Consider the following 12,105-nt stretch of genomic DNA (forward strand, 5'->3'; position numbering starts at 1 on the left):
TGACCTTAGCCCCTTTATACCTATAAAAAGGTAAACCCATGCATAAAGATATTTCAATTTGGATGCCACTTTATATTGGCGATTTACAGGCAAAATTCGCACGAATGACTGTAGAACAAATCGGTGCAACACTGCTGCTAATGATGGATTTCTGGAAAAATGGTGCCATTCCTCATGACCTAGCGACTGTATGTAGCATCACAAAATTATCGCAACAGACCAAAGCTAAAACTTTATTGAATACGCTGTTGGCCCTTGAATTGTTTGAAGTCGAATCTGAGCAGATTCATTCAAATTTTTTAACCAGTTTAAAAAGCCAGGCATTGCAAAATCAGCAAATGAAATCTGATAAAGCTAAAAATGCAGCTCAAGCACGTTGGGGGAAATCCGCAAGTAATGCTCAAGCATCAACTAAGCAACAAAAAGTAAATGCTCAAGCAGGTCCTGAGAAGAGCTCGAGTATTACTCAAGTTATACTTGAATCATGCCCTTCATCTTCATCTTCATCTTCATCTTCATCTTCATCTTCATCTTCATCTTCAAATTTTGAAGAAAAAAATGAGAGTTTTTTAGAAAATTCAAAATGGATTTAGGAGATCAGCCATGAATACCATCCTTAAAACACTCCAGTTTCGCGCAGAAACAACGGAAACACTTTGCCCTGCCCATCATATACCCATGATAGAAATTGCAGGTCACAGGCTCTGTAAATTGTGTGCCAAAGAAACCGTCCATCAATCACATGCAGCCTATGAGAATGAACTGCAACAGCGATTGCTAAAACAGAAAATTAAAAATTCAGGGCTCAATAAACGCTACCTGGATCGGGGCTTCAAGAATTATGTAGTTGCATGCCCTGCACAAGACAATACCATCAAACTATGTCAGGCCTTTGCACAGCAGATTATTTCTGACCACAACCCAAATATGTTGATGATTGGTACACCGGGTACAGGTAAAACCCATCTGAGTGCATCAATTATTCGCAACATTCTGCATAACAGTACAAAATCTGCGCGTTACTATACCAGTGCAGAAATTGCTCAAAAAATGATGGACACCTGGTCAGATGCTTCACGCTCTGAGAAAGAAGTTATCGACCATTTCTCCAGTTTTGATTTATTAGTGATTGATGAATATGGCCTGCATGACCGGCATGAAAAACGCCTGGAGATGGTACATAAGGTTTTGTATAGTCGTTATGACAACATGAAATCTACCCTTCTGATTTCCAATTTCACAGTCCAAAATATGCAGCGAGATTTAGGTATCCGATTATGGTCACGATTACATGAAAACAATTTGATTGTAGTACCGTGTTATTGGGATGATCAGCGGATAACCAAATAATACGACTCTTTACTTAAGCCAATTATCTCGCTGAAATAATTGGCTTTTATAATTAGATTTTTCAAAATTGCATTAATTGCATATTCTTATTAAATGGACAGATATTCTTATTTGAAGCTAAACACCCGTTCTTATTTGGTGGTGTTTCAAAAAGTATGCTGAAAAAAACAATATGGCTTTTGATAAAATAGAGGTATGAAAATAACGCTACAAATCAAATGTCCTACCTGTCTAAGTAACAATATAAAGAGAAATGGCATCAAAGTAGATGGGAAACAAAACCATCAATGCAAAGATTGCAAACGTCAGTTTATTGGTGCTCATGCATTAAGCTATCAAGGGTGTAACTCAGGTATTACCGGCAAGATATTACATTTAATGATCAGAGGAAGCGGTGTAAGAGATATTGCTGAAGTCGAGCGTATCAGCATTGGCAAGGTATTACGAACCTTAAGTGAATCGATCTATCAGATTCAGCCTAAACAAAGCCACTACGAATGTCTTGAAGTCGATGAACTTTGGACTTTTGTAGGGAATAAGAAAAATAAACAATGGCTTATTTATGCCTACCATCGAGAATCTGGAGAAATTGTTGCTTATGTTTGGGGTAAGCGGGATTTAGCAACGGTTCAACGTCTTAAAGCTAGACTTAAAAAGCTTGGGGTTCAATATGCTCGAATTGCGAGTGATCATTGGGATAGTTTTATTACAGCATTTCAATGTTGCAAGCAAGTGATCGGTAAGTTTTTTACCGTCGGTATTGAAGGTAACAACTGTAGAATTCGTCATCGAATCAGGCGTGGATTTAGGAGAAGTTGCAACTTTTCTAAAAAGCTCGAAAATCATTTTAAAGCCTTTGATTTGACTTTCTTTTACCTTAATAATGGATTTGTTTAACGCCAGCATACTTTTTGAAACACCACCTAGTGATTTATTTCGTCATCTTCAAGTTGGTCAAACTGAATGTCGTAAACGACGTATTTGGGTTGGTCGAGTGAAACTGTATATTAGTGCGCTACGATTAGAAGATGGAGAACTTTTACTTGTTGTTTCTCCTATGTTGAATGCTTCAGCTATTCGTGATTATGCATTACGCTGGGAAATCGAAACCTTATTTAGTTGTCTCAAAGGACGTGGATTCAATCTTGAAAATACTCGTTTAACAGACCCTAGACGAGTCAAGAAATTGATAGCAGTGCTAGCTATCGGTTTCTGTTGGTGCTATTTAACAGGTGAATGGCAACATGATCGAAAAAAAGCGATAAAAATAAAGAAGCATGGACGACTTTCAGTAAGTTTATTTCGCTACGGTTTGGACCATGTTCAAATGGCTATTCTACGTTTGATTGGTTTTGGGAAAAAAGAAGAATTTAAGAAAGTGCTAGCAATTTTAAGAAAGAAAAAGCCTGATAGGACAAGGGCCCTATGAAATTTGTCGTGTACAGAGTTAAAATTGTTACAAAGCCGCATTTTATATACATTTTTAAATTATCAACTTTATTTAAAATATGAGTGCAGTTATTTTGATCAATAAAATTAGTTTGGGGGTTAGTCGTTATGTTGAGTCGCTTTTTAGTTATTTGCCTGAGTAGTATGTATATTTTTTCGACTTATACTCTTGCAGCTGAACCACAAAAATCACTTCCTCCTACCACCAACAATCTAAACAATTTAGCACTGTTAAACCAAGCCGACACATGGTCTTTAGATAATCTAAATAAAGCGGAGTGGTCGGACAATCTTGAAAAAGGCTATCTTCCTGTTTACGCAAAGTTACAAGTGCTGTTGAGTCGCCATTACTCATCCTCAGGTGCAATTGATGGCATATTGGGCCTAAATACTGTGAAAGCCATTTCAGCTTTTCAGATTATGAAGGGTTTAAGTGGTGACGGAGTGTTAGATGCAAATACTTGGCGGCTTTTAAATGAAGTTACGACTCAACCGACGTTTATTGAGTACACCATTACCACACAAGACTTGAAAGGTCCTTATGCTCAATCGATCCCTGTGGATTATGCCGAACAGTCAAAAATGAAGGGCTTGTATTACACCCGTGTGACCGAAATGCTCGGTGAAAAATTCCATATGGATGAATTGTTTTTAAAAAAAATTAATTCAGGCGCAAATTTTAATAAAGTCGGTGAAAAGATTATTGTCGCAAATGTAATAAATGTTTTGCCAAATAATGTGCAAAGCATTATTGCACACAAAGGTTCTAAACAATTATATTTGCTTAATCGACAAAATAAGATCATTGCATCTTTTCCTGCAACGATCGGGAGCGAAGATAATCCCTCACCCACTGGCACGCATGCCATCGGCAGTATCGTGTTCAATCCACATTATAGTTATAACCCTAAGAATTTTATTCAAGGCAAAAATCTTAAGCCCTTAAGCCTCCCCCCAGGACCCAACAACCCTGTAGGAAATATTTGGATTGGTTTATCTCGACCTTCTTTTGGGATTCATGGCACGCCAAATCCCGCCTTAATTTCTAAAACAGCATCGCATGGTTGTATCCGATTGACTAATTGGGATGCTAATAACTTAGCTAAAGTCCTCCATAAGGGGTTAACTGTAATTTTCTTGGAATGAAAAAATTTACCTCGCTATTTGAAAAATCAAAATTTAGCAATCAAGCGCTTGCGTTCTCAAGCTCAATTCCTCTTGTCTCTTCCCACAAAGCCAAGATTTCGCTAGGCGTATACTTTTCCCACTTTTCATAGTTGCCAATAATTGGGCACTAACAAACAGCTCAATCTCGGAATACGTCCAATTTCCAGGAAGATTCCTCGGATACTTAGGTTTTTCATCTTTATGGTCTAAATAATCTGAATAAGTCGATATTTTCTTAGCAAAAACAGTATCTTTAATAAACCTAGCGTCTTCATCACCCGATAGCTCTAAGGTGCGTAACCGATCACCTACAAATTTCGACTGATACGGTAATCCTCCCATAAATAACCGAAGTTAAAAGTAGAGGTTAAGCAGCCATTAGAGGTGGCTTTCCTTTGTTAGCTTGATGTGGTCTTTCATGGTTGTAATGCCACAACCAGTTTGTTGCATAATCTTGTACTTCATCCAAAGTATCAAATAAATGCTTGCTCAGCCAACTATAACGTATGGTCCGATTATAGCGTTCAATATACGCATTCTGCTGTGGCTTACCCGGTTGAATATATTCAATACGAATACCGTGCTCAGTAGCCCAGCGCACAAATTCGTGACTGATAAATTCGGGACCATTATCGCATCGGATCACTAACGGTTTTTCTCTCCACTCCAGCAATTGATTCAACGTACGAATAACCCTGATTGTGGGCAATGAGAACCCTGCTTCAATGGCTAGGCCTTCGCGGCGGTAATCATCAATCACATTCAATAATCGAAACTTGCGACCATCGGAAAGCTGATCATGCATAAAATCTAATGACCAAACCTGATTTTCTCGGATTGGTTCTTTCAATGGTTCAGGCGCATGCCGTTTTAGTCTTCTTCTCGGTTTAATACGCAGATTCAGTGCCAACTCACAGTAAATGCGGTAAACCCGCTTGTGATTCCAGCAGCAACTCTCAACATGCCGTAAATACGAGAAGCACAAACCAAAGCCCCAATCGGAATTTTCCTCAGTGAGTTCAATGAGCTGTTCAGCAATGAGTGCATTGTCATCGCTGAGTTTGGCTTGATAGCGGTAGCAGGTTTCACTAATGCCAAATGCTTTACAAGCCAAACGAATACTAATGGCATGCTGGGCAACTGCCTGTTGTGCCATCTTACGCCGGCAAGATGGCTTTACCCTTGCGCAGCAGTGCTGCTCATTGCCATCGCTTCCTGGATGATTTCGGCCTTTAATCGCTCTTCCGCATACATCTTTTTAAGTCTGGTATTTTCGGCTTCTAGCTCTTTCAGTCGAGCCATTAATGATGTATCCATACCACCATATTTGGCACGCCATTTATAAAAGGTAGCATTACTCATGCCGTGTTCACGGCAAAGGGTCGCTACAGGTGTGCCAGATTCTGCCTGTTTCAAGATGGACATGATCTGACTGTCAGTAAATTTAGATGTTTTCATGCAGAATCTCCTGCTCGTATCTTAAGAGAAAATTCTACTTTTAGATCCTATTATTTTTAGGGGGGATTACCACTTTAGCTGCGAGTGCTTTCAAACGCTTCTTAAAGTTCTCTAAATCATAACGTAACCAAATAGAGCGAACACCGCTACCTGAAACAAATACACCCTTCTTGCGTAATTCGTTACTAGTACGATGCTGCCCATAAGCTGGATACTGAGTTGCGAAATCAATGACTGCTAGTTCTGTAGCATCATCTACACGATTTTTTAGATTAGGTACTCGACGGGATTTATTGATCAATGCATCCATGTCACCAGACTGTACTAGCTCCTGATAGCGATGAAAAGTATCTCTAGAGACACCCATCACTTTACACGCTCTAGATACATTCTGAAGCACTTCAGCTAAATTGAGCAGACCTACTTTGTGTTTAATGATTTGATTGTTAGTATGCAACATAAGAAAGTTACCTTTGTTTGATTAAGATTTCGACACCTTTATCAAAATGGGTAACTTTATCTTTTTCAAGAGTTATGTCCGATCAAGTCTGAACTAATACATCTGATGAATAAAAAAATTTGCTAGAGGTGCACTATGAAAAATATTGCTTATCATTCTTTTATATGCAGTCTATACTTTTTACTACATGGATGTTCAAATTCACAACCACAACAGCCTTTGCAGCATCAATCAAATAAAACCATTGCAAAATCAACAACGATACCCACTCAAAAAAATCCTCAACAGACTTTAGCCTCTTTTGACAAAATCTCTTGTGATGACATTCAAAATCCACAGTTTCAGCAAGCAGTTTTAAATGCCATTAATGAAATTCGAAATCACTCCCAACAATGTGGAAAAATTGCCTACTCGGCAACTCATTCATTAAAATGGAATAATCAATTACAGATGAGCTCAACTGCGCATGCACAGGATATTTCACAACGTCAGATTTTAAGTCATGTCGGGCGTGGAGGTGAAAATCTTAGATTCCGTATTAAAAAAACAGGGTATAAAGGCGGTGGGGGTGAAAATCTAGCAACAGGTCAAACCAACCTTAAACAAGTTCTTGAAAATTGGCTGGCATTAAGCCCAGGACATTGCGATAACTTAATGAAACCGCAATTTAAAGATTATGCGATCGCATGTAGCCGAAATCCTACAACCCATCGAACATACTGGGTGCAACACTTTGGTAGCGGGAAAAACTAAAACCGAGTACAAGATCTTTATTTGATCGGGTAAAAACTGAAATTAACACTTATAAAATCTGCTTTATAAATTAAAAATCCCTCTTTTTAAAAGAAGGATTTTTAGTAGATTGATGACGTTTATTCGACTTAACGCTCGGTTAAGGCATTGTTTTTCGCTTTTAAAATTGGTTTAAGTAAATAAGAAAGAATTGTTTTCTTACCTGTCATAATATCCAATTGAACCGTCATCCCTGGAATCACAGACAATCCTTTACCGAAAGTTGGTTTGTCTGTCACTGCACGGACGATATAAAACATATTGCCTTTTTCATCGGTAAATGTGTCTGGGCTAATGTGTTTCACCTTCGCATCCATTCCGCCATAAATCGAAAAATCATAGGCGGTAAATTTAATTACCGCAGGCAAGTCTGGTCGTACAAAGGCAATATCTTTCGGCGATACTTTTGCCTCAACGATCAATTGACCATCTAAAGGTACGATTTCCGCGACTTGATCACTCGGTTTCACCACCCCACCGATGGTATTAAAGAAAATTTTCTGCACGATACCATTGGTCGGTGAACGAATATCTGTGGTTTTTACTCGATCTGCCACGCCTGAAATACTTTCTTTTAAACTCACCAACTGCGCTTGCGCTTCTGCTAATTCATTGCGCCATTGGTTTTTCAAACTGACCGCAGCTTCAGAGGTTCTTGATTGCGCTTCGCCGATTGAGGCTTGCGAACCACGTAAGTTTGCTGCTGCCTGCTTACGCTCACCATCGGCATTGGAGACATCACGCTCTAAACGCAAAATATCCATTTCCGACACCGCACCAGTCTTTAACAAAGGTCGTGTGGTATTGAGTTCACGCACTGCAAGTTGATAGGCTCTTTCAGCTTGTCCGAGCGCAGCTTGCGCCCGTTGCGATTCCTGTTGACGGGTCGAAACCGTGCCTTGATTGGTCATCGTTCTTTGACTCAGTTCACGCAGACTTTCTGCATAATATTGGCTTTCTTGCGCCATAATCATTGCCGCTGCATCAGGTGAAACACCGGCTGGGACACTGCCTGAGGTATAGCCCGAGCCATTTAATTGTGCACTTAAACGTCTAACTTTGGTTTGCAAGGCAAAAATCTTGGCATTAACTTCATTCAAATTTGAGGTGAACCGTGTCGGGTCAATACGAATCAATAGATCGCCTTTTTTGACGTGCTCACCTTCCTGCACATACACCTTTTCAACCACGCCACCATCAACCGATTGAATCACTTGCATCTGTTGAGATGGAATAACTTTGCCTTCACCACGAGTAATTTCATCGACTTTGGCAAAACCTGCCCAAAGCAACAGGCAGACAAAAGTCACCGCAATAATATAAAGGGTCATTCGTGTCTTGAGTGGTTTTTGTGATTGTGTGACTTCCTTAACCTGTCGCTGCCAATCATTTGCATCGGCAGGCTGATATTGTTTAAACAAACGCAAACGCCCGAAAATAGGATTCATCACCTTTTCAGAGTTTTCTATGCTTTTGCCTACGCCTTGAAACAGCTTCTCGCGATGGGTCTTTTTTTGTTCTTCGCTCACGACATTACTCCTGCAGCTTTTTCTTGTTGAGGAAACATCGCTTTCAAGACCGTTTCTTTCTCGCCATTTGCAATGACTTTGCCATCTTCAAGAATGATAATTCGATCGACCAAAGCCAATAACGCAGGTTTATGCGTGACCAAGATCAAGGTGTGTTGGGCTGTCATGTATTGTTTTAAATGATGAATCACATGATTTTCCAATGGCGTATCCATGGCACTGGTCGGCTCATCGAAAATCAAAATTTTCGCATTTTGAGCAATTGCACGTGCAACTGCGATTGCTTGACGTTGCCCACCCGACAGTTTGTGCCCTCGCTCACCGACTTGCAAAGACAAACCATCTTCATGTGCTTTTAGAATCTGCCCTAAACCCGAAATGACTAAACTTTGTTCCAAAACCGTTCGGCTGACATGTGGATTGCCCAACACAATATTCGACAACACCGTACCATTCAATAAGTCGATGTCTTGTGGAATATAACCAATTTGGTTGCGTAATTCCGCAGGATCAATCTGTGCAATATTGGTTTGATCAATAAATACCGTACCCTCTGTAGGTCGATAAAGTGACAATAATATTTTTTCAATCGAGCTTTTACCAGAACCGACTTTACCCAATATCGCCACTTTTTCACCTGCGCGAATCGATAATGTAATATCTTCCAAAGCTGAACGTGACTCATTCGGATAGCGCAAACTGACATTTTTAAATTCAATATTACCAATAAGATTGGTATGACTGACCCAACCTTTTAGATTTTCTCGCTCTTGTTCCGCTTCAACTGTTTTGTTCAATAAATTTAATGCACTTGACGCTTGATAATATTGAGTAAGTAAGCCTGCAACCTGTGCAATTGGGGCCAACGCACGAGTCGAAATCATATAACAGGCAATGAGTGCGCCTTGCGTGAGCTTGCCTTCAACAATCAAGTAAACCCCGATGATGATAATGACCACGCCAACGGTTTGTTGAACCCATGACGCAAAGTTTCCAACCGTTCCACCCAAAAAACGTAACTTTGCAGAATAATGCACGGTAAAACGGGTGGCTTTTTCCCACAAAGCTTGCATACGACCGTTAGCATTAAAACTCTTAATGGTTTCTTCATTGTTTAAAGTTTCAATTAACAAGGCTTGACGTTGTTGTGAAGCTTCTGCCATCGCATCAGATAATTTTTTCAAATTGACATGCACTGACAACGCGTGCAATAAAATGATAAATGCTGCAATGAGCAGCGGAATCACAAACACCCATGAAATGATACAAATGACCGCAAGGAACAATACAAAAAACGGCAGATCGACTAAGGAAACAACAGTCAATGAACTGGTAAATGAACGAATCGATTCATAGGATTGAATATTTGATGCCGTCATACCCACCGACATATTATTCTGCTCCATGCGACGACCAAGCACTTTTTCCATGATATAAGCAGATAGTTTATTGTCTGCACGCGTCGCAGCTAAATCGACAAAATAACTGCGTCCTAACTTTAAAACAAAATCCGCGCTAATAATAATCATGATGCCGAGTGCCAAAACCCATAACGTATCTAAGGCATGGTTCGGTACCACTCGGTCATAAACGTTCATGACAAAAAATGGAGAACATAAGGCGAAAATATTGATGAATAATGCACCGAGCAAAATATCTTTATAAATTGAACGATGTTCACGAATTACACGCCAAAACCAGTGCTGCTGATTTTTTTCCATTTTCAATTTGTTATCGACAATAAATTGACGTTGTTGCAGATAAATCACTGAACCGACATACTGCTCTTGCAATTCTGCAATAGGTATTTGCTTCACTGTATCGGCTGATTCAGGAAAATAAACGGTTGCTAGTTGCTGTTCATGATCAATTCGATACAACACACACGCAGTATTATTTTTTAACAATAAAATTGCAGGAAACACAAAGTGATTTAACTGTGCTAAACCTTGCTGCACTATATTACTGCTTAAACTCACACGATCTGCAGCACGCGAAACAAAGCTCGGAATTAGTAAACCATTGGGCAAAGGCAAGCCAGAAAGTAGCCCTTCTTGGGTAATACTTACCTCATAATCTTTAGCCACCCGAATCAGGCATAACGCTAAAGGGTCAAATATTTGTGTTGTCACTTATTCACCATGGGTCAAAATGCATTTTGATTTTTTGAACTAAAACTTGCTATTAATAGACCTCTCTCATAAGTTTTTAAACCCCACTTGCGGAATATATTCCTCATCCCACTTCTCAAGGGGGAAAACAAAGGGGTTATGAAAGAGGTCTAATTAATGTATTGCTTCCAACGAATCAATAACAAAAACTTCTCTTATATAAAATGTATATTTTACGAACAAAAATAGGGCACACGTTGCACCCTATTTTTCATTTCATACTTTCATTATTCAGCAACTTGTGCTTGCACGTTCGCAGAACACATATTCGCTGCATTAATTTCACGCTGACTCACTTCTGATACAGCAGGTAAATTATCACGTTGAATACCTAGCGCAGGTAACAATTGTCCTGTGCTATAAAGTGTTTGGAATTGTGCAATTTTCAAATCATATTGCGCACTGACATAAGCACGATTGGCCTGAAAGGCTTCATTTTCTGAATCAAGTACATCAAGCAAAGTACGACGACCAATATCAAACTGATCATTATACGCTTTCACAACTGAAGCAGATTCATCACGATGACGCTGTAACCATTGCAACTGGCTGCTATAGTTATTGACATTGTTATAAGCCACGGCTGAAGTTTGGCGAATATCGACACATGCTTTGTTTTTCAAATCATCGGATTGTAAAACACGTGCATTGGCAGCATTCATGGCTGCTCTATCAGCAAAACCATTAAATAGATTGTAGTTGAGTCTTAACTCAACTGCGCTATCTTGCCCGTATTTATCGTTATCGGGATTGGTGCGTTCATCAAAACTATTACGGTTTTGATATAAACCTGTACGCGCCACAAACGACAGTTTCGGGTACATATTGGCTTTGAATTCTTGCGCACTTGCACGTGCATATTGCATTTCACTTAACGCAGCTTTTAAACTGTTGTTATTGTTGTACGCAGCAGTAACGACTTCTTGTGTGCTATTCGGAAGAGCCACATTGATTGTAACGGGTGCAAGATTACTACTTGGCTCAACACCTACAATTCGCGCAAAACGTGCTGATACATCATTTAAATTCGCTTGTTCCGTCATTAAATTGGTTTGTGCCAAAGATAAACGACCTGATATTTGTGCTAAATCCGCACCATTGCCCACACCCTGCTTGGTCTTTTGCTGAATTTGGTTATAAACACGTTGATGGTTATTAAAGTTGGTTTCTGCCAATTTAACCAGATCACGGTAACGTTGAACATCCAAATAAGCTTGCGCTGCTTCAAAGGCTTTTTGTTCCACACCAGCATTTAACTCATAATAGCGTTTTAGCGCTGCATAATCGCCTTGCTCAACTTTGCTTTTAATACGAAAACCATCGAACAACACTTGCGTTAATGCAATTTCTGCCTGACCTTGATTGAACCAGCCACGATCACCATCGAATTCACGGTTACCTTTGCCATAGGCTGCATTTAAATCAATTGATGGTAAATAACCTGCTCGCGCTTGTTTTTGATTCGCAGTGGCTTCAAGAAAGTTTGACCATTGCACCTGAACCTCTGGATTATTTTCAATCGCAGTTTTAGTCACTGATGTTAAATCTGCTGCTGATACAGTCATTGCCACACTTGCCCCAGCAACCATGCTTGCGATTTTTGTTAATGCTAATACTTTCACAGGTTTCCCCTTGTTTTAAGGTTTCTTAAATGTTTAACGATGTTGCCATCATATTAATAAATAAATTTGGGATAGAGGGCGAAGTGACTCCGCCCTCTACGCTAGGT

The 12,105-nt window shown here is 39.6% G+C and carries 9 protein-coding genes and 3 pseudogenes; 6 read left to right on the forward strand and 6 right to left on the reverse strand.

Features of this window, described 5'->3' with window-relative positions; translation table 11 throughout:
* Positions 1 to 38: 38 nt before the first annotated feature.
* The 5 genes and pseudogenes from AC4MC0_RS16690 to AC4MC0_RS16710 all read left to right on the forward strand — a co-directional run bounded on the left by AC4MC0_RS16690 (position 39) and on the right by AC4MC0_RS16710 (position 3,945).
* Positions 39 to 593, forward strand: a complete 555-nt coding sequence (locus tag AC4MC0_RS16690) for a DUF1376 domain-containing protein (RefSeq protein ID WP_325087452.1) — start codon at positions 39 to 41, stop codon at positions 591 to 593.
* Between the two features lie 10 nt (positions 594 to 603).
* Entirely contained in the window at positions 604 to 1,350 is a 747-nt protein-coding gene (locus tag AC4MC0_RS16695) for an ATP-binding protein (protein ID WP_005401919.1), read from the forward strand.
* Between the two features lie 195 nt (positions 1,351 to 1,545).
* Positions 1,546 to 2,247 carry an IS1 family transposase gene (locus AC4MC0_RS16700; protein ID WP_005401920.1) on the forward strand — a complete coding sequence of 234 codons (702 nt, stop codon included), beginning with the start codon at positions 1,546 to 1,548 and terminating at the stop codon, positions 2,245 to 2,247.
* Positions 2,248 to 2,275: 28 nt separating this feature from the next.
* Positions 2,276 to 2,779 (forward strand): annotated as a pseudogene (locus AC4MC0_RS16705) (IS4-like element ISAba33 family transposase); the annotation flags it as partial.
* 128 nt (positions 2,780 to 2,907) lie between these two features.
* Positions 2,908 to 3,945 carry a L,D-transpeptidase family protein gene (locus AC4MC0_RS16710; RefSeq protein WP_005401921.1) on the forward strand — a complete coding sequence of 346 codons (1,038 nt, stop codon included), beginning with the start codon at positions 2,908 to 2,910 and terminating at the stop codon, positions 3,943 to 3,945.
* 33 nt (positions 3,946 to 3,978) lie between these two features.
* Here the strand turns inward: AC4MC0_RS16710 and AC4MC0_RS16715 are convergent, their stop codons facing one another.
* The 3 genes and pseudogenes from AC4MC0_RS16715 to AC4MC0_RS16725 all read right to left on the reverse strand — a co-directional run.
* A complete protein-coding gene (locus AC4MC0_RS16715) occupies positions 3,979 to 4,308 on the reverse strand; it encodes a hypothetical protein (RefSeq protein WP_050764505.1) in 330 nt (109 codons plus the stop codon).
* A gap of 25 nt (positions 4,309 to 4,333) precedes the next feature.
* Positions 4,334 to 5,424 (reverse strand): annotated as a pseudogene (locus tag AC4MC0_RS16720) (IS3 family transposase).
* A 70-nt stretch (positions 5,425 to 5,494) separates the two neighbouring features.
* Positions 5,495 to 5,884: pseudogene (locus AC4MC0_RS16725) on the reverse strand (helix-turn-helix domain-containing protein); the annotation flags it as partial.
* Positions 5,885 to 6,019: 135 nt separating this feature from the next.
* Here AC4MC0_RS16725 and AC4MC0_RS16730 point away from each other — a divergent pair.
* A complete protein-coding gene (locus tag AC4MC0_RS16730) occupies positions 6,020 to 6,637 on the forward strand; it encodes a CAP domain-containing protein (protein ID WP_078390486.1) in 618 nt (205 codons plus the stop codon).
* Between the two features lie 128 nt (positions 6,638 to 6,765).
* On the opposite strand, the gene AC4MC0_RS16735 is transcribed toward AC4MC0_RS16730, so the two are convergent.
* The 3 genes from AC4MC0_RS16735 to AC4MC0_RS16745 form a co-directional block, all read right to left on the reverse strand.
* A complete protein-coding gene (locus AC4MC0_RS16735) occupies positions 6,766 to 8,205 on the reverse strand; it encodes an HlyD family type I secretion periplasmic adaptor subunit (protein ID WP_005401926.1) in 1,440 nt (479 codons plus the stop codon).
* Positions 8,202 to 10,337 carry a type I secretion system permease/ATPase gene (locus tag AC4MC0_RS16740; protein ID WP_308469635.1) on the reverse strand — a complete coding sequence of 712 codons (2,136 nt, stop codon included), beginning with the start codon at positions 10,335 to 10,337 and terminating at the stop codon, positions 8,202 to 8,204. The genes AC4MC0_RS16735 and AC4MC0_RS16740 overlap by 4 nt, the downstream gene beginning before the upstream one ends.
* A 266-nt stretch (positions 10,338 to 10,603) precedes the next feature.
* Positions 10,604 to 11,998, reverse strand: a complete 1,395-nt coding sequence (locus AC4MC0_RS16745; RefSeq protein ID WP_308469634.1) for a TolC family outer membrane protein — start codon at positions 11,996 to 11,998, stop codon at positions 10,604 to 10,606.
* Between the last annotated feature and the right edge of the window lie 107 nt (positions 11,999 to 12,105).

The organism is Acinetobacter sp. CAU_H_S139_7 (assembly GCF_058599305.1).